Raw genomic sequence first — 18,519 nt, forward strand, 5'->3', positions numbered from 1 at the left:
TCCCGCCGTTACTGGATTTCCACAGGATCTACCACTAAAATTTTCCTCGAAAATCGCCCGCTTTAGTAATAAACTGCGCGCCATGACCTTGGTCACAAAATTCCGCCCGGGGTCATACGTCGGAAGCATCCATAAAATGAATAAAGCGCTGCCATAGACGCTTAAGGAAACAGCAACATGGCCTTGAAAGATGCAATGCCTTCAGTACTGCTCGAAAACGTAGTCAGTTTGATCCATTCCAAAGTCCCCAATTCACAAGCAAAGCAAGTTGAACAGTTCGCCACCTGCCTCTACGCCCATATGTCGAAGGACGATCTGCAGGCCCGCACCGACAGCGACCTCTACGGTGCCGTATTAAGCCTCTGGAACGCCCTTGGCAAGACCCCGGTCGGTGAGACCCACGTTCGCGTATTCAATCCAACCCAGTCCAAGCACGGTTGGCAGTCTTCTCACACCATCATCGAAGTGATCCAGCCCGATATGCCATTTTTGACCGATTCACTCGGTATGGCGTTGAACCGTCTGGGTGTGACTACCCATATGATGCTGCATACACCGCTGGCCATTGGCCGCAGCGATAAGGGCATCGACAGTGTGGGTTTTGTGAAAGACAGCCCGGAGAGTGCCGACAAGGTTGCCGTATTCCTGATTGAAATTGACCGTCAGAGCTCAGAGGCTGACTTGAAAAACCTGCTGGGTGAAGTTCAGTCGGTGCTGACTGACGTACACGCAGCCGTGAAAGATTGGCAGGCCATGTCAGACAAGCTGACCGCCACCATCGCCGAACTGCCAAAGCAACCTTTCCCCGGTACCAAGGAAGAACTGGACGAAGCGGTTGCCTTCCTCACTTACCTGAATAACCACCATTTCACCCTGCTGGGTTACCGCCAGTACGACCTTAAGCGCGTGGAAGGTGATATGGAGCTGGTGCCAAACCTGGAGTCAGGTCTGGGCCTGATGAATAAGCCAGGTAAGCACAAGCCCGATGCGCTGATGCTGTCCACTCTGTCAAACTCAGCCCGTAAAGAAGCGCTGGATGAGTCCCTGCTCATCCTGACCAAGAGCAGCACCAAGAGCCGTGTACACCGTCCGGCCTATGTTGATTACATTGGTATCAAGCGTTTCGACAAAAAAGGCAACGTGGTTGGCGAAGACAGATTCATCGGTCTGTACGCATCGAACCTGTATAACCGCAGCCCACGTGAAATCCCACTGCTGGCCCAAAAGGTACAGCGCGTGCTGGATAATTCAGGTCTGGTGCCTCGCTCACACGACTACAAGGCGCTGGTGAACATCCTCGAAAACCTGCCCCGTGACGAGATTATTCAGGCCAACGAGCAGGAGCTGTCTCAGGTGGCCCATGGTGTGCTTGAAATGCAGGACCGCGATAAGCTGAAACTCTTTGTCCGTAAAGACGGTTTCGGTCGCTTCCTGTCTTGTCTGGTGTATGTATCAAAAGACAGATACAACACCAAGCTGCGTCAGGACACGCAGCGTATTCTGGCGCAACACTTCCAAAGTAAAGAAGAGGTGGAATTTACCACCTATTTCTCTGAGTCAACGCTCGCCAGAACCCACTACATAGTAAAAGTCGATAACAACAATATGGATGTAGATGTGGCCGCCATTGAAAACAACCTGATTGAAGCCGCCCGCAGCTGGGAAGACAAGCTGTACAACTCACTGAACCATGCCATGGGTGAAGAGCAGGGTAACCGTCTGTCCAAGCGTTACCTGACTGCGTTCTCACGCTCATATAAAGAAGACGTGCTGCCAAACGCCGCCGTGGTGGATATCCAGCAGCTCGAAGCCCTGGATGAAGAGCACAAGCTTGGCATGCTGTTCTATCAACCACAGGAAGCTGCGCTAAACAGCAACAAGGTGCGCCTGAAGCTGTTCCACAAGGATGAGCCCATCCACCTGTCTGATGTGCTGCCAATGCTGGAAAACTTCGGCCTGCGCGTGATTAATGAACGCCCATACGAAGTAAAGACCCCGGACGGTGCCACTTTCTGGATCCTCGACTTCCTGATGATGGTCACCGGTGGCAATACCGAAAACCTCGCCGATAGTCAGGACAGATTCCAGACGGCTCTGTCTCAGGTGTGGAACAAGAAACTGGAAGACGATGGCTTTAACCGCCTGGTGCTGTCCACCGGTCTGGCTGGCCGTGAAGTGTCTATCCTGCGTGCCTATGCCAAGTACATGCGCCAGATTGACGCCACCTTCAGCCAGGCCTATATCGAGCAAACCTTTGCCCGTTATCCAGAGATTGCCGATTTGCTGGTGAAGATGTTCATCCGCAAGTTCAATCCAAAACTCAAGACCCGTACCCTCACCAAGTTCAAGGAACAACTGAACCTGCGTCTGGAAGATGTGGCGAGCCTGGACGATGACCGTATCATCCGCCGTTACCTGGATCTGATTAACGCTACAGTGCGTACCAACTTCTATCAGACCAAGACCGATGGTGAGAATAAGGACTATGTGTCCTTCAAGTTCATCCCCAAGATGATCCCGGAGATGCCAAAGCCGCTGCCGGCGTTTGAAATCTTCGTGTACAGCCCACGGGTGGAAGGTGTTCACCTGCGTGGCGGCAAAGTTGCCCGTGGTGGTCTGCGTTGGTCAGACAGACGTGAAGACTTCCGTACTGAAGTGCTGGGTTTGGTAAAAGCTCAAAACGTGAAAAACACGGTAATCGTACCTGTGGGTGCGAAGGGTGGTTTCGTTTGTAAACAGTCCCCGGTTGACGGCGGCCGTGAAGCCATCTTCACCGAAGGTCAGGAATGTTATCGCATCTTTATCCGCGGTCTGCTGGATGTGACTGACAATATCATCAACGGTGAAATTGTTCCGCCGGCTGATGTGGTACGCCACGATGAAGACGATGCCTACCTGGTAGTGGCTGCCGACAAGGGTACTGCCACCTTCTCTGACATCGCCAACGCCATCTCCATCGAGTACAATCACTGGTTGGGTGATGCCTTTGCCTCAGGCGGTTCAAACGGTTACGACCACAAGAAGATGGGTATCACCGCCAAGGGTGGCTGGGAATCGGTTAAGCGTCACTTCCGTGAAATCGGTATTGATTGCCAGACCACCGACTTTACCTGTTTGGGTATTGGTGACATGGCCGGTGACGTATTCGGTAACGGCATGCTGTTGTCTGAGCACACCTGTCTGGTGGCTGCATTTAACCACATGCACATCTTTATCGACCCGACTCCGGACGCCGCTGCCTCTTTCAAAGAGCGTGAGCGGCTGTTCAACCTGCCGCGTTCCAGCTGGGAAGACTACAACCGTGAGCTCATCTCCAAGGGTGGCGGTATTTTCCTGCGCAGCGCCAAGTCCATTACCCTCAGCCCTGAAATGAAGCAGATGCTGGGGACAGACAAGGCCTCCATGAACCCAACTGAGCTGCTTAAAGAGCTGCTCAAGATGGAAGTGGACCTGATTTGGAACGGCGGTATCGGTACCTACGTCAAGTCTTCCCGCGAGACCAATGCTGAAGTGGGCGATCGCGCCAACGACGGCCTGCGTGTAAACGGTCGTGATGTACGCGCCAAAATCATCGGTGAAGGCGGTAACCTGGGTTGTACCCAGCTTGGTCGTATCGAATACGCCATGAACGGTGGCCGCATGAACACCGACTTCGTGGATAACGTGGGCGGCGTGGATTGCTCGGACAACGAAGTCAACATCAAGATTTTGCTGAATGCCATGGTGGCGGAAGGCGAAATGACCCTCAAGCAGCGTAACCGTTTGCTGGAGGAGATGACTGACGAAGTGAGCGAAATCGTTCTGCAGGACTGTAAAGACCAAACCCGTACCATTTCTGTGACTCAGGTTCGTGGTGCCGAGCAGCTCAAAGAGCAAATTCGCTTCATCCATTATCTTGAAAAAGAAGGCAAGCTCGATCGCGCGCTGGAATTCCTGCCAACCGACGATGAACTGGCAGAGCGTTTGGCCGCGGGCAAGCCACTGACCCGCCCAGAGCTGTCAGTCCTGGTTGCCTATGCCAAGATGGTGCTCAAGGAGCAGCTGCTCAAACCGGAAATCACCGAAGACAGCTTCCTGTCCAAACTGCTGGTGAGCTACTTCCCGCAGAAACTGCAGGAACTGTATGCAGACAAGATGAATACTCACCCGCTGCGTGGTGAAATCATCGCGACGTCACTGGCCAACGAGCTGGTGAACGACATGGGTCTTAACTTCGTGCAGCGTATGCAGGATGAGACTGGCGCCACAGTGGCCGAAGTTGCCATTTGCTACACTATGGCTCGCGAAGTCTTTGGTTTGGCAGAGCTTACCAAGGCCATTACCTCTCAAAACGTGGTAGTGCCTGCGGTAGTGCAAATGGAAATGCTGCATCAGCTGCGTCGTAACGTTCGCCGTGCCTGTCGTTGGTTCCTGCGTCATCGCAACCGTACCGTAGGCATCGAGCAAACCGTTGCCTTCTACAAGCCGGTATTCGAAGAGCTCAAGGCCAATGTGAACCAATACATGGTTGCCGAAGAGGTTGAAGCCATCAATGCTGAAATCCATGCCCTTGAAAAAGAGCAGGTATCCAGCGAAGTGGCCAACGTTATTGCCAACATGAGCACGCTGTTCTCGGCACTGGATATTGCCCAGATTGCCCAGAACGAGAATAAGCCGGTAGCACTTGTGGCAGAGACTTACTTCAAGTTGGGTGCCAAGGTAGAACTGCACTGGTTCCTCGAGCAGATCAGCGCGCAGCCTGTGGCCAACCACTGGCAGGCTCTGGCCCGGGCCGCCTTCCGTGAAGAACTGGATTGGCAGCAACGTGCCCTGAGCTCGGCTGTACTGCGCACATGCACTGACACTTGCAGCGCCGATGCCATTATCGAAGGCTGGATTGAAGCGAACCGAGTATTGCTGGAGCGTTGGTTCCACATGCTTGCGGACTTCAAGACAACGCAAAGCCATGAATTTGCCAAGTTCTCGGTGGCACTGCGTGAGCTGAACCTGTTGATCCTCCATTGCGAAGGTCACAGCTAAACGCTGAACGCCTCATCAAGCCCTGGCAAACGCCGGGGCTTTTTTTGGCCAAAAACACGGTGCTGCTGTACACTGTGCGCCTTACCCTGCAGGCAGCCTGGCCTTAGAACAAACAAACATTAAAATCCAAGGAGATCCAATGTTTTACAAAATCGCGCAGTCTATCATGTTCCAAATGGATCCTGAGCGAGCCCACAACCTGGCCATTGGCAGCCTCAAGCGAACCGCTAACACACCTATGACGGCGTTTTATGCCCAGTGCATTGCACATAAACCAGTGACTTGCATGGGGATCACCTTTCCAAACCCTGTTGGGCTTGCCGCAGGTCTGGATAAAGACGGTGAGGCCATTGACGCCTTCCACGCCATGGGTTTTGGACATGTGGAAGTAGGGACAGTGACACCTCGTCCACAGCCTGGCAACGATCTGCCGCGTTTGTTCCGGTTAAAGCCGGCCAAGGGCATCATCAACCGCATGGGCTTTAACAATAAGGGCGTGGACAATCTGGTCGCGAACCTTAAAGCCAAGAAAACCGATATTCTGGTGGGTGTGAATATTGGGAAAAACAAAGATACGCCGGTGGAAGAAGGTAAAAACGATTATCTTATCTGTATGGATAAGGTGTATCCCCATGCGGCCTATATTGCCGTGAATATATCCTCTCCCAACACGCCGGGTTTGCGTACCCTGCAGTATGGCGATCTATTGGATGATCTCCTGTCGTCACTGAAAGCCAAGCAAACTGAGCTGGCTCAGCTGCATGGCAAATATGTGCCCATCGCACTTAAAATTGCCCCGGATCTGACCGATGAAGAAATTGCCAGCATTGCGGAATCCTTAATTAAAAACAAATTTGATGCGGCAATTGCCACCAATACAACCTTGAGCCGTGATGGTGTTTCTGGATTGGCCAATGCAAATGAGACCGGCGGCCTATCCGGTAAGCCATTAACTGAATTATCGACCAAGGTGATCAAAAAATTAGCCACCGAATTAAAAGGTGAGATCCCAATTATTGGTGTGGGCGGGATCAATTCATCCCAGGATGCACTGGCTAAATTTGATGCAGGTGCCACACTTGTTCAAATATATTCAGGCTTTATCTATCAGGGGCCAAAGTTAATAAAAGACATAGTGGCTTCTTATAGCGCAAAATAACAACAAAAGGATCGCGAAAGCGATCCTTTTTTCTTTTATTAGATCTAAAGCGATCGATAATTGATCTGAGTGATCTAACTAACGTGTTGTTAAGTAAGTCATATCAATAAAAAAAGTTTTTGATATTGCGTAAATAATCATCTATGATGCGCTTGATAAACTTATTTACAGGTATACGTTATGTTATTAATGCCACATACGGATTGGCAATGGAGATATAACGATGCTTACGGTGTTTTAAGCGTTTCGTTAGGTTCGGAAATGGAATTTCTGACTCCTTACAAAGCCAAGCTCCTTATTCCGGACGCATTGGGAAATATGGAATTTAGCGTTGAACACGCCAAGTTCTATATTGACCTGCTCGACCGTGTGCAAAAGCGCCTGAAAATAACTGATGCTGCTGCAGTGCAAATAACGCTCAATGCTACTGCCGCACATTTTATGCTCAAGCCGCAGATGCCCAAATCCTGGTTTTTTGAAGCCAGTGATGTATGCGTATACGCGGACATGGGTAAGATCTTTGAATTAAGATGTGCCGGTGAACGCCATTTAGTGATGGTGGTTGAAAATGGCCTACAGGCCGCATTGGTGATGCTGCTGGGTAAAGAGTGTGATTTGGGGGATGGTAAACGTCTTGGCCAATTTGACACCATAAAAGTGATGCACAATCGCTTGCATGAACCAAGAATTAATCGGCAAACCGTCGCGGCGTAATAGTGCGGTCAAAAGCCAGCCGCGCAAATCTGTACCGACACATCCAAATCGATAAAGGACGCCATGGGCGTCCTTTTTCATGTCAGCTTATTCCATATTTAAATCACATGACCTTTGTCACTGGTATCCTTAAGTTGCTATCGCCATAATAGGGCAAATGCATCAAGGAGAATCCTATGTCTATTCCTATGCTGGCGTTATTTATCCCGATATTGGCCATTACCTGCGGATTTGTTCTGCAATTTATGCGGTTGCGGGAAAGGCAGCAGCTCTTGGGCAGCGAACACAAGGCCGAACTTGCCATACTTCACGGTGAAATCAATCAGCTTAAAAGCCGGATTGAAGTGCTGGAGCAGTTGGTAACAGATGAGGGGTTTGATCTTGGCCGCGAAATTAACCGTATGAAAGGCAAATAGTATTCAACTCAGTATCCAGGACCGCTAATGCAGCTTAAGCGAATGGGGCATGCCCAGACGAAAACTCGTCAGGGGCCGGACCACCGCGACGGTGAGCAAGTCACTTTCCTTGATGTTAAGCAGTTTTTCGGGCTGGGTCATGTTAGGGTCGGCAGTTGGGTTTCGTCGGAAGAGTCACTGATTGCTGCCAATATGGTGTTTGATGCCCTGGCCGATCTGGCGCAGGTGCTGGGACTCCCCCCGGCAGCCATGGGACTCAGGGAGAGGTTGAATCTTGCGTTTGGTCATGGTGGTCAGCAGGGGGTAATGGCCCATTATTCGCCCTCGGAGCGCACTCTGGCACTTGCCAAACACGCAGGTGCCGGCGCTGTTGCCCACGAATTCTGGCATGCCTTTGACCATCATTTATCCGATACGGCCATGGACGTTGGTCGCAATCAAAAGGCACGTTTTGCCAGTGAGCTTTGGCTTAAGGATGTACCGCTCCTTTGCCACCCGCTGAATGACAGATTGGAGACCCTGCTCCAGTGTGTGCTCCTGAGTGGCGATGGTGAGCGGCCGAGCGACTATGTACGCCAGGCCATTCAATTGGATAAAAACTATGGCCGCCTCTATTTTGCCCATCCGTCAGAATTAATGGCGCGTGCCTTTGAGGCGACCATCGAGTCGGAGGGCTACTTTGAGCAGGTAGATACCGACAGCGGTGAAATTCATCTTCTGCCCCTGATTAATCCTTATCTGGTCACCGGAACCCTTGAGGACATTCACACCGAAAGTAAGAGGGCATTTTCTACCAAATTTGGCACCTGGGGCGCTATGCCGCAGGGAGCCTTCCCCACGCCAATACACAGGCAAGCCATTATGAAGGCGATGGCGGGCTACTTCCGGCCGCTGGGCCAGGCCCTTGCCAAAAAGCTCCGCTGAACCGCGCTCAGATGAGGGTTATATAAAGCCCTCTGAAAAGGACTTTGACAGCCATTATCAAAGCCGTGTTAAAGTGCGCTGTGATAAGCCAAGCCACCGCCGATAGTGGCAAGGTTTTCTCAAAAATAATAAAAGACAAAGGATTGCGCTAATGTCACTCCCCATTTTCATGACGCTATGCCCACAGTTGGCATCAGTGAAGCGTCAGCTCAACATCATTTTATTGCCAGGCATCCTTTACCTGATTGCGCTGCAAAGTTGTTATGTCGGCGCCATACAGGCAGAAGAAATCCGCCCGTCACTGGCGCGGATAAGTCTCGACAGCGAATGGCGCAGCGGCGCCTATCAAAGCCAGGGCGTGGATTACGCGCCCGCCGCATCCTGGGTTGATCCCCTGGAGCTGATGGTTCCTGCGGCCCTGCCTGACGACCAAATCCGTGACGGCCTCTATAATCTGGTGGTCGATAACCAATACAAGGTGGATGCCGCCGGTAAGAAAGTGCAGTTCAGCCATTATGCCGACATGGTGACTGCGCCCAAGGGACTCGAGTCAGTATCGCAAATTCAGATTGAATTTGACCCCAACTATCAGCAGCTACAACTGCACTCTATCTGGGTTCACAGGGCTGGTGAGCTTATTGATAAGACTCTGGATGCCGACTTTCAGCTTGCCCGAAGTCAAAACGCAGACGATCTGATGTACGACGGCAGTATGGTTGCGACCTGGGTTCTTAAAGACATTCGGGTCGGCGACATACTGGAATACAGCTACAGTCGGCACGGCAGCAACCCCGTGTTTGAAGGGCGCTTTTTTGGTGCCCGCAATTTACAATGGAGTGTACCTGTTGCCCGCCAGCAACTGCGCATATTGTGGGGCAAACCTAAGCCGCTGAACATTAAGGTAGAAAACAGCGAACTGCAGTTTTCAAGTACGCGGCTTGGCACTCAGACAGACTACCGCTTACAAGTGGAGCACATGCCGACCATCACAAGGTCGAGTGATGCCGCCCCCTGGTATAACCCCTTCGCCAAAGCCTATTTTTCTGAAACGGATTCCTGGGAACTGGTGGTTGACTGGGCCTTGCCTCTTTTTAGTCGTCAGCAGCGAGTAAATGAAGACATAGTGCATCTGGCCGGGGAGATAGCGGTCAAGCACGACTCGAAAGCAGAGCAACTGGTCGCTGCGCTGTCCCTGGTGCAAGAAAATGTGCGCTATCTGGGACTGGAGATGGGTAGCAACAGCCACTTCCCTTCGGCCGCCGGTGACACCCTCAGCCGCCGTTATGGCGACTGTAAAGATAAGGCAGTGCTGCTGGTCACTCTGCTTGGAGAGCTCGGTGTTGAGGCATCTCCTGCGCTGGTGAATACCGACACAGGCAAAATGTTGCCTGCCATGTTGCCATCAGCAGACCGCTTTAACCACGCCATAGTGCGTGCCAATCTCAATGGCAATACCTATTGGCTGGATCCGACATTGATGGATCAGGGCGATGCGCTGGAACATTTATATCAGCCGGATTATGGTTTTGCTCTGGTGCTGAGCGAAGGCAGCCAGGAGCTGGTTTCCATGGCGTCTGCCGCCAGTGGCAGCCGCATCCGTTTTACTGAAGAGTACGATTTTTCTGAAGGCATAAGCGGGGTGGGGAAGGCCAACATCAGTACCTTGTATCAGGGGGACGAAGCGCGGCGGATGCGTGGTCGCATTGCTTCAGACGGATTAAAGGCACTGACTGAACAATATGCGGGCTACTATGGCAAGCAATTTAAGGGACTCGAAGCGGCAAAGCCTCTCGAGGTGGTGGACGACAAGACCACCGGCGAGGTGCGTCTTGAGGAGGCCTACCATTTGCCTGCACCCTGGCAGGCCGATGACGATGGCGGCTATACGGTCTATGTGTATGAATCGCAAATCTCACCCTATCTGACCTTACCTCAGGGACATGGAGGCCGAGAGTTGGCCCTGAAACATCCGCTGCAAATTGAAGGGACAATCCGGCTTAAGTTTCGGGCCAATGAATGGCAGTTTGATGCTGCGGTGAGGGAAGAGACGAATCCCTTCTTTGACTACCACTACAGTGTGGCCTTTGATAAAAATGCCAACCTTCTGATCCTGGGCTATCGCTATCAAAGCAAAACCGACCGGGTACCTGCCGACAAAGTTGATGAGTACATTGCTGCTCTGAAAAAAGTCGCCGATACCGACAGTTACGGCATCATCGATTATAACGGCGAAGCAAATGATTCGGCGACTCAGGAAACTGATGCAACCGATGCCGATGTGAATATGGCTGCGATTTTCCTGGGTGCGGGCTTTGTGGTGCTCTGTGCCATCGGTTTTGCCATGGCGAGTTGGCTGATTGACGATGGCCATAAAGAAAGCAGTCGTTACTATCCGGTATCGCCACTCAAAGCCCTGCTGCTGTCGCTGCTTACCTTTGGCCTGTATCCCTGCTATTGGGCCTACAAAAACTGGGAATATGTGCAGAAACAGATTGAGCCGGGGATCTGGCCCATGGCAAGGGCTATCTTTGCGCCACTTTGGTATTACCACCTGTACCTGTCGTTGGCGAATAACGGTGATGAAGATAAACGACGCTGGCTCATTCCTGGCTGGTTAGCGGCGCTTTTGATGGTGCTTTATATAGGTGTTTCTGCGACCAAAAAGCTTCATGGCATGACAGTGCTGGCACTGCTGGTTCCGGCACTGGTCATTTTACCGCTGGTCACTTATATCAATCGGCTCAACGGCCATAACGAGGCCTATGTTTACAATAGTCGCTGGCGCTGGCGCCATTGGCTGCTAATGGTGGCAACTCTGCCCGTTTTGTTGTTCGTGTTGGCACAGGATGCAGGGTTTACCGCCTCTGACAGGGTTATTGCAGGCAGCGATTTATGGCAGCGCGATATCAAATTTATGAAGCGCAAAGCCATCATCGCCGCCAACGAAAACCCGGTTCTCTTCTATTCAGATGACTGGCTCAGTAACCAGAGTGATGGTAACGGCTTTACCGATGCCCGGATATTCTCTTACTGGCTTGAAGACGGCGTGTTTTATCAGGAAACAGTGCCATTTGACGCGGTAAAAAATATCGAAGTGAGTTTTGCCAAAGGTGATGAATTAACGACTACCATCACTGTATACCGGGATGACGGCAGTCACTTTTTACTGTTTGCGGCCAAGGAGGCCAGAAAGGATAGGCAGTTTGTACGTGAACTTCTGGAACGTTGGCGCAGAGTAAGGCCCCAAAGTTCAGATAACAACGGAGAGCAGGAACAATGACTCAGGTCGTCATCACAGGGGCAAATCGCGGCATTGGGCTTGCGCTGACCCAACTCTATTTGGATGCAGGCTGTGATGTGGCGGCATGCTGTCGACACCCGGATGAATCCGCGGCGCTTCATACCTTGCTGGAAACCTATGAAGGATTGGAGCTGTTTGAGCTCGACATCGCTTCTATTGATGCGATTGTATCCTTCGGCGAGGCGCTGGCAGGTCGTCCCATCCACCGATTAATCAATAATGCCGGTTATTATGGCCCCAAAGGCGTCAGCCTCGGTAATACACCGGAGGATGAATGGCAGGCGATGTTTTCCATCAACTGCATCGGACCGCTCAAGTTGGTTGAATCCTTAACCGAGGGGTTATGCCAAGGGCAGGGTATTATCGCCAATCTGAGTTCAAAAATGGGCAGTATGGCAGACAACAGCAGTGGCGGCGCTTATCTGTATCGCTCGGTCAAAGCAGCCCAAAACGCCGTCACCAAGTCCCTTGCCATTGATTTGGCGCCTTACGGTGTAAAAGCGGTGGCCTTGCATCCGGGATGGGTCAAAACCGCCATGGGTGGGGCAAATGCCCTGATTGATACTTACACCTCTGCGGCGGGCTTATACAGGGTGATTGAAGGGCTGACCTCTGCCCAAAGTGGGGGATTTTTTGATTATCAGGGAAACATTATTCCATGGTAATCAGTCCATCTCATTGATGTTAATCATGTTATAAACTTGAGTCCTCCCTTTGCCTGTGTCAGACTCAAATTTGATTCACAAATGCATAACATGAATAGGGAGGCAACATGACGCCTGTGTCTAAGGTGATGACGGGATCATCATGGATAACATCACTTACGCTCGCCGCAGTATTGGGGCTCGCTTTGCCGAGTGCCAATGCCAATGAATTTCGCAGTGGCCCGGTTATTCAAGGCTACGGCGAGGTGGCCAACCGGGTTAAGCAAACCTACCCTATACCCAAGGATCAACATTTTAAAGTGGTCTTCGACCTGGCGGCTCAAAGTGAAGAGGGCAAGATAAACCGTACCATTGATAGCCTGGCACGTTTTATCAACATGCATGCTGCAGCAGGGGTTGATCCCAACAATATTCAGCTCGCTCTTGTGGTCCATGGCAAGGCGGTTTTCGACGTCCTCTCTGACGACGCACATTTCAAAAAGCTTGCCCGGGGCAATGCCCAGGCAAAGCTGCTCAAGGCGCTCATGGATAACGGTGTTCGGGTTATGGTTTGTGGTCAAACCGCTGCCTATTTGGGCGTAGACAACAACATGCTGCTCCCGGGGGTTGAAATGTCCCTGTCTGCCATGTCGGCCCATGCAATACTCGCGCAGCAGGGTTATAGCCAGAATCCATTCTGAGGATTGACCAAATTAAAGAACACCGGCTTTTGCCGGTGTTTTATTTTGTCGCAATGAAAAAACGGCGTATACGGGACCGTCTAAGGCGTCAAAAAAGGAATCGCAACGCTTATTTAGGGGTAACAATAGGAAACCGCACTGAATTTGAGGCATTTTCAATGAGGTCAATCGTTGGAGGGCAGATTAGTCGATTGAGTTTCAGGGGAGAAAAAGAAGGTATATAAACACCGGTTGTGGGCGCCGGATTAGTGCTGGGCGGAATCCGTCGACGGCCTTCGACTCTTTTTAGATAGTGAGCCTGATGAGCTAACATCTTGCATTCGATTCGGTGCAATCAGTTTTGATTTGTCGTTGAGGAAATTGGTTGTGGGAGCCGGATTAGTACTTGGCGGCATCCGCAGACGACCTTCGATGCGTTTATTAAGTGTGAGCCTGACGAGCTGTCATGCTGGTCTGTCTGACGTACTAAGCGAAGGAAGATTGGCATTGATTATTAACTGAGAAATTGGTTGCGGGAGCCGGATTTGAACCGACGACCTTCGAGTCTTGTTTTAAAAAGTGAGCCCGACGAGCTAACATCTTGCATCCGATTCGGTGCAATCAGTTTTGATTTGTCGTTGAGAAAATTGGTTGTGGGAGCCGGATTAGTACTTGGCGGCATCCGCCGACGACCTTCGATACTTTTATTAAGTGTGAGCCTGACGAGCTGTCATGCTGGTTTGTCTGGCGTACTAAGCGAAGGGAAATTGGAATTGAGTATTCACTGAGAAATTGGTTGCGGGAGCCGGATTTGAACCGACGACCTTCGGGTTATGAGCCCGACGAGCTACCATGCTGCTCCATCCCGCGTCCGATTTGATGCAATCAGTTTTAATTCGTAATTGAGGAATTGGTTGCGGGAGCCGGATTTGAACCGACGACCTTCGGGTTATGAGCCCGACGAGCTACCATGCTGCTCCATCCCGCGTCCGATTTGTATGCTGTTTGTTTTGAGTCTTTCTGTCAGCCAGAAAGTTGGTTGCGGGAGCCGGATTTGAACCGACGACCTTCGGGTTATGAGCCCGACGAGCTACCATGCTGCTCCATCCCGCGTCCGATTTTTCACTTCAATTGAAAGGCTGTTTCAGCCCTCTGCGTCGAAGCGGGGCGAACTATAACTATCCTGTAATCCAATTACAAGGGAAATTCCCGGTTTTGTGTTTGACTGCCCAAATATCCTGCGATGTGGGGTTAAATTGACCCAATGTTTGCTCTGAAGAGGAATAACGGTTGCCGTATGGTCAAAAAGGCGGCGCAAACCCAAGATTGCTTATCTTTTAAAGTATCGAGCGGGTATAATATGCCCTTTGATTTTTCTGCAGGCGTAACTCCCCATGTTTAACTTTTTTGCAGCCGCCCCAAAGGGCTTTGAATATGCACTTGCCAAAGAATTGGAAACCCTTGGCGCAGAGAACGTGCGCGAAAGCGTCGCCGGCGTGTATTTCAGTGCCTCGTTGGCGCAAGGCTACCAGATTACCCTGTGGACACGTTTGGCCAGCCGTATCGTACTGATCCTTTTTACTGGTGAGTGCCAGAGCGCTGAGCAACTCTACAATGCGGCCTACACCATTGATTGGCCATCGCACTTCAGCAATCGCAGTACCTTCAGTATCGATTTCCACGGTACCGGCGGCTTTATCAATAACAGCCAGTTTGGTGCACTGAAAATCAAAGATGCCGTGGTCGACAGATTCCGTGATGATGAGTTGAGTCGCCCGGATGTGGTAAAAGGCCATCCGGACATGCGTATCGATGCCCATTATGGTCGTGGCAAGATCACCATAGGGATTAACTTTTCCGGCGCGGCGCTGCACCAGCGTGGTTATCGCGGCAATACCGGTGAAGCACCGTTGAAAGAAAACCTCGCCGCCAACATGCTGTATCGCAGTGGTTGGGCCGACAATCCCGTTACCCTGCTGGATCCTTTCTGTGGCAGTGGCACTGTGCTTATCGAGGCTGCGTTGATGGCCTGCGATATAGCGCCGGGCCTGATGCGTGAACGATTTGGCTTTGAACACTGGCGCAGACACGACCAGGCCGTTTGGCAACAGGTGCTGGACGAAGCCAAGGCCCGTGCTTCTCTCGGTAAAACCCGTTGTCAGCTTAAGTTTTATGGCTCGGATATCGACTCGCGGGTCGTTGCACTTGCCAAACGCAATGCCAACAGCGCCGGTGTGTTCGATTTTATCGACTTTAAAGTGGCCAATGCCCTTAACATGGAGCCGCCGGTGGCAGAGGGTATGGTACTGACCAACCCCCCTTATGGTGAGCGTCTGGGTAATGTCACCAGCTTGCTGCAGCTCTACTTCCAGCTTGGTGAAAAGTTCAAGCAGAGCTACGGCGGCTGGAAGCTCGGTTTGCTTTGCAGCGATATGGAGTTGGTATCCTCGCTCAAACTCAAAGCCGACAAACAGATGAAGATGTACAACGGGGCTCTGGAATGCGCCTTTAATCTGTATACCCTGCATGCCACCAGTACCCGTCGTGATATTCCTGTGGATACCACGGGGCAGGGCGGCGAGATAGCCGCGCCTTTTGCCAACCGCTTGAAGAAAAATCTCAAGCAGTTGGAGAAATGGGCCAAGCGCGAAGGCATCGACAGCTACCGTTTGTACGACGCCGATATCCCCGAATACAACGTCGCTGTCGACCGATACCTGGATTATGTGGTGGTGCAGGAATATGCGGCGCCTTCAGCCATTCCTGAAGCCGTAACCAAAAGACGCCTCACCGATGTGCTGCTCGCCTTGCCACGTGCCCTTGGTATAGACCCGGACAAGATAGTACTTAAAACCCGTGAACGTCAGAAGGGCACCAATCAGTACCAAAAGCTGGATGGTGAAAAGCTTGAGCTGGTGACCACAGAGTATGGCTGCAGCTTCAAGCTGAACCTCACAGACTATCTGGACACCGGGCTGTTCCTCGACCACCGACTGACCCGTAAATTGGTGGGTGAAAAGGCCAAAAACAGAGACGTGCTCAACCTCTTTGCCTATACGGGCAGCGCCTCTGTGCACGCCGGAAAAGGCGGTGCCAAGTCTGTCACCACGGTGGATATGTCAAATACCTATCTCAACTGGGCCAAAGACAACTTTATGTTGAACGGCCTGATTGGACGTCAGTATCAGTTTGAACAGGCCGACTGCCTGCAGTGGATCCGCGATTGCGAAAGGCAATTTGACCTGATTTTTATCGACCCGCCCACCTTCTCAAACTCAAAACGGATGGAAGACTCTTTTGATGTCCAGCGTGACCACGTGGATTTGTTGGCATCCCTGAAAAAGCTGTTGCGGCCTGGCGGCGAGATTGTGTTCTCCAACAATAAACGCAAATTCAAAATGGATATGGAAGCCCTCGCGGCGGCTGGCCTTAAAGCGGTAAACATTGACGATAAGGTGTTGCCAATGGACTACGCCCGTAATCCGCAAATCCATAACTGCTGGGTTGTGACCCATGGCTGAGTTTGTGTTGTACCACACCGATGGTTGTCATCTTTGCCATTTGGCCGAGGCGCTGCTGCAAGAGGCCGGCGTGACCTGCGTGATGGTGGATATTTGTGATGATGAGTCGCTTGCTGAGCGTTATGGGGTGCGTATCCCCGTACTGTTACGTAAGCGGGATGGCGCCGAGCTCGGCTGGCCGTTTGAACTTGTCGATGTAATCTCTTTTACAGGAGTCTGATGTGAGTCTTGTTCGTATCACCAATGGCTCTTTGGCCTATGGCTATGTTCCATTATTGAAAAACGCCGATCTCAGCATCGAAGCCGGCGAGCGTGTGTGTATTGTGGGCCGTAATGGCGCCGGTAAGTCCAGCTTGCTTAAGATCCTCGACGGTGAAGTGCATCTTGACGATGGCGAGCTGAACCTGGCAACAGATGTGCGTATCAGCCGTTTGCAGCAAGACCCGCCAAAGGCGGAGTCGGGCAGTGTCTACAGCTACATCTCCCAGGGCTTGAAAGAAGCCGGCGAAGTGCTTGAGCGCTACCATCAGTTGTCCCACGACCTCGCCACCGCCGATGCCACAATGCAAGCGCGTATGCTCAAGGAAATGGAAACCTTGCAGGCGAAGCTTGACCATTTGAATGGCTGGCAGCTGGATACCCGAATTCAGGCTCACTGTGTACGCCTTGGCCTGGACCCTGATAAGCCGCTCAGTGAACTTTCCGGCGGCTGGCAGCGCAAAGTTGCCCTGGCCAGAGCCCTGGTGAGTGAGCCGGAACTCTTGCTGCTCGATGAGCCAACTAACCATTTGGATATCGACACCATCGAGTGGCTCGAGCAGTTCTTGCTGAGCTACAAGGGCGCCATCGTCTTTATCAGTCACGACCGTGGCTTTATCAATCGCATGGCTACCCGAATACTGGATTTGGATCGTGGCGTCGTGACTTCCTGGCCCGGCACTTATCAGGCGTATCTTGAAGGCAAGGCCGAATGGCTTAGACACGAAGCCGAAGCCAATGCCCAGTTTGATAAGAAACTGGCAGAGGAAGAAGTGTGGATACGTCAGGGTGTTAAGGCGCGGCGCACCCGTAACGAAGGCAGGGTGAGGGCACTCAAGGCGCTGCGAATGGAGCGCTCAGAGCGACTCAATCGGCAGGGGAACGTGCGCATGAACGTGGCCGAGGGCGAGCGCAGCGGCAAGCTGGTGTTTGATGTCAGCGAGCTGAATTACAACCTGGCGGATAAAGATCTGGTGCGGAATTTTTCGGTGAGCGTGATGCGCGGCGACCGTATTGCACTGATTGGTCCGAACGGCTGTGGTAAGTCGACTCTCATCAAGCTGCTGATAGGCCAACTCGAGCCTCAGTCCGGTAACATCAAAACCGGTACCAAACTGGAAGTTGCGTATTTTGACCAATACCGCGAGAACCTCGACGAAGAGAAAACCGTTGAGGAAAACGTGGGGGATGGCAAGCAGACGGTAACCGTCAATGGCCGCGATCGCCATATACTGAGCTACCTGCAGGACTTTTTGTTTTCACCCGCGCGGGCCCGTACCCCGGTGAAAGCCCTCTCCGGTGGCGAGAAAAACCGCCTGCTGCTGGCCAGGCTGCTGCTGCGTCCTGCCAACCTCATCATTCTCGATGAGCCCACCAACGACCTGGACATCGAAACCCTGGAGCTGCTTGAGTCCATGTTGACCGAATACGATGGCACTCTGCTTATCGTCAGCCACGACAGGGCGTTTATCGACAATACCGTCACCAGCAGCTGGTGGTTTACCGGCAATGGCCGCTGGGCCGAATATGTGGGCGGTTATCAGGACGCGGTCGACCAGGGCGCACGATTCTATACCGGTGCGGCGGAACCTGAAGGGCAAAAGAGTGTCCAAGCTCAGGCGCCTGTGGTAAAACAGCAAGCTGATGTAAAAGCACAAAAGAAACTCTCTTATAAGTTGCAGCGGGAGCTGGACAGCCTGCCAGAACTGATGGAAGCCCTTGAGGTCGAGATCGCGGCACTGCAACAGGAAGTGAATCAGCCGGAGTTTTATGCTCAGGCACAGGATATGGTTAACGCGCGGCTGGCATTGCTGGGCGAAAAAGAACAGCAATTGGACGTTTACTTCGAGCGTTGGGAAGAACTCGAGTCAATGAAGTAAACC

At 51.9% G+C, this 18,519-nt stretch carries 11 protein-coding genes and 3 tRNA genes; 11 read left to right on the forward strand and 3 right to left on the reverse strand.

Features of this window, described 5'->3' with window-relative positions; genetic code table 11:
- Positions 1 to 177 precede the first annotated feature (177 nt).
- The 8 genes from K0H79_RS08165 to K0H79_RS08200 all read left to right on the forward strand — a co-directional run bounded on the left by K0H79_RS08165 (position 178) and on the right by K0H79_RS08200 (position 12,878).
- Complete coding sequence (locus tag K0H79_RS08165) at positions 178 to 5,019, forward strand: NAD-glutamate dehydrogenase (RefSeq protein ID WP_220077917.1); 4,842 nt, start codon at positions 178 to 180, stop codon at positions 5,017 to 5,019.
- A 139-nt stretch (positions 5,020 to 5,158) separates the two neighbouring features.
- A complete protein-coding gene (gene pyrD, locus K0H79_RS08170; RefSeq protein WP_220067570.1) occupies positions 5,159 to 6,178 on the forward strand; it encodes a quinone-dependent dihydroorotate dehydrogenase in 1,020 nt (339 codons plus the stop codon).
- A gap of 180 nt (positions 6,179 to 6,358) precedes the next feature.
- Positions 6,359 to 6,892 carry a cell division protein ZapC gene (locus K0H79_RS08175; protein ID WP_220067571.1) on the forward strand — a complete coding sequence of 178 codons (534 nt, stop codon included), beginning with the start codon at positions 6,359 to 6,361 and terminating at the stop codon, positions 6,890 to 6,892.
- 176 nt (positions 6,893 to 7,068) lie between these two features.
- On the forward strand, positions 7,069 to 7,308 hold the full coding sequence (locus tag K0H79_RS08180) for a hypothetical protein (protein WP_220067572.1): 240 nt from the start codon (positions 7,069 to 7,071) through the stop codon (positions 7,306 to 7,308).
- A gap of 42 nt (positions 7,309 to 7,350) precedes the next feature.
- Entirely contained in the window at positions 7,351 to 8,232 is an 882-nt protein-coding gene (locus tag K0H79_RS08185) for a CLCA_X family protein (protein WP_408733388.1), read from the forward strand.
- A gap of 151 nt (positions 8,233 to 8,383) precedes the next feature.
- On the forward strand, positions 8,384 to 11,512 hold the full coding sequence (locus tag K0H79_RS08190; RefSeq protein WP_220077919.1) for a DUF3857 domain-containing transglutaminase family protein: 3,129 nt from the start codon (positions 8,384 to 8,386) through the stop codon (positions 11,510 to 11,512).
- A complete protein-coding gene (locus K0H79_RS08195; protein ID WP_220077920.1) occupies positions 11,509 to 12,198 on the forward strand; it encodes an SDR family oxidoreductase in 690 nt (229 codons plus the stop codon). Before K0H79_RS08190 ends, K0H79_RS08195 begins: the two co-directional genes overlap by 4 nt.
- A 107-nt stretch (positions 12,199 to 12,305) precedes the next feature.
- Complete coding sequence (locus tag K0H79_RS08200; RefSeq protein WP_220077921.1) at positions 12,306 to 12,878, forward strand: DsrE family protein; 573 nt, start codon at positions 12,306 to 12,308, stop codon at positions 12,876 to 12,878.
- Positions 12,879 to 13,650: 772 nt separating this feature from the next.
- On the opposite strand, the gene K0H79_RS08205 is transcribed toward K0H79_RS08200, so the two are convergent.
- The 3 genes from K0H79_RS08205 to K0H79_RS08215 form a co-directional block, all read right to left on the reverse strand.
- A tRNA-Met gene (locus K0H79_RS08205) sits at positions 13,651 to 13,727 on the reverse strand.
- Between the two features lie 41 nt (positions 13,728 to 13,768).
- Positions 13,769 to 13,845: transfer RNA gene (locus K0H79_RS08210), tRNA-Met, on the reverse strand.
- Between the two features lie 48 nt (positions 13,846 to 13,893).
- Positions 13,894 to 13,970: transfer RNA gene (locus K0H79_RS08215), tRNA-Met, on the reverse strand.
- Between the two features lie 281 nt (positions 13,971 to 14,251).
- Between K0H79_RS08215 and rlmKL the strand changes: the two genes are divergently transcribed.
- Genes rlmKL through K0H79_RS08230 form a run of 3 tightly spaced genes read left to right on the forward strand, consistent with a single transcriptional unit; the run spans position 14,252 to position 18,516 of the window.
- Complete coding sequence (gene rlmKL / locus K0H79_RS08220; RefSeq protein ID WP_220067576.1) at positions 14,252 to 16,378, forward strand: bifunctional 23S rRNA (guanine(2069)-N(7))-methyltransferase RlmK/23S rRNA (guanine(2445)-N(2))-methyltransferase RlmL; 2,127 nt, start codon at positions 14,252 to 14,254, stop codon at positions 16,376 to 16,378.
- Complete coding sequence (locus tag K0H79_RS08225; protein ID WP_220067577.1) at positions 16,371 to 16,598, forward strand: glutaredoxin family protein; 228 nt, start codon at positions 16,371 to 16,373, stop codon at positions 16,596 to 16,598. The genes rlmKL and K0H79_RS08225 overlap by 8 nt, the downstream gene beginning before the upstream one ends.
- Position 16,599: 1 nt before the next feature.
- Positions 16,600 to 18,516 (forward strand): ABC transporter ATP-binding protein, encoded by a 1,917-nt coding sequence (locus K0H79_RS08230; protein ID WP_220077922.1) that lies wholly within the window; start codon positions 16,600 to 16,602, stop codon positions 18,514 to 18,516.
- Positions 18,517 to 18,519: the final 3 nt, after the last annotated feature.

The organism is Shewanella sp. FJAT-52076 (genome assembly GCF_019457455.1).
Classification (GTDB): Bacteria; Pseudomonadota; Gammaproteobacteria; order Enterobacterales; family Shewanellaceae; genus Shewanella; species Shewanella zhangzhouensis.

Coding starts and splice junctions, on each gene's coding strand:
- K0H79_RS08165 (WP_220077917.1), top strand. CDS start 178: ATGGCCTTGAAAGATGCAATGCCTTCAGTACTGCTCGAAAACGTAGTC.
- pyrD (WP_220067570.1), top strand. CDS start 5,159: ATGTTTTACAAAATCGCGCAGTCTATCATGTTCCAAATGGATCCTGAG.
- K0H79_RS08175 (WP_220067571.1), top strand. CDS start 6,359: ATGTTATTAATGCCACATACGGATTGGCAATGGAGATATAACGATGCT.
- K0H79_RS08180 (WP_220067572.1), top strand. CDS start 7,069: ATGTCTATTCCTATGCTGGCGTTATTTATCCCGATATTGGCCATTACC.
- K0H79_RS08185 (WP_408733388.1), top strand. CDS start 7,351: ATGGGGCATGCCCAGACGAAAACTCGTCAGGGGCCGGACCACCGCGAC.
- K0H79_RS08190 (WP_220077919.1), top strand. CDS start 8,384: ATGTCACTCCCCATTTTCATGACGCTATGCCCACAGTTGGCATCAGTG.
- K0H79_RS08195 (WP_220077920.1), top strand. CDS start 11,509: ATGACTCAGGTCGTCATCACAGGGGCAAATCGCGGCATTGGGCTTGCG.
- K0H79_RS08200 (WP_220077921.1), top strand. CDS start 12,306: ATGACGCCTGTGTCTAAGGTGATGACGGGATCATCATGGATAACATCA.
- rlmKL (WP_220067576.1), top strand. CDS start 14,252: ATGTTTAACTTTTTTGCAGCCGCCCCAAAGGGCTTTGAATATGCACTT.
- K0H79_RS08225 (WP_220067577.1), top strand. CDS start 16,371: ATGGCTGAGTTTGTGTTGTACCACACCGATGGTTGTCATCTTTGCCAT.